Here is a 203-nt window from a genome sequence, read left to right as displayed (position 1 = left end):
TTTTCAGGAGCAATAGATAACACTTGGAATAATGCAAATAACTGGTTCCCTAATGTAGTTCCTGATAATACAAAATGTGCCAATATTCCTGACGGAAAAACAGTAGTTGTTAATATTAATAATGCTGCTGCAAAATCTTTAACAATTGCACAAACTGGTAAGTTAAGTATTACGGCAGATAATGCATTGACAGTGAAAGAAGG

Annotated in this window: 1 protein-coding gene; it reads left to right on the top strand. The window is 33.5% G+C overall.

The annotated features are described in order from the left end of the window. A partial coding sequence (locus AC2A1C_RS15925; protein ID WP_484026920.1) for a G8 domain-containing protein occupies positions 1-203 on the top strand: 203 nt, incomplete at both ends.

The sequence above is a fragment of the Chryseobacterium sp. HNCC26DJ241 genome (assembly GCF_057180505.1).
Note: the sequence above shows the minus strand (reverse complement) of the source record. Positions and strands in the feature narration are given on the sequence as shown.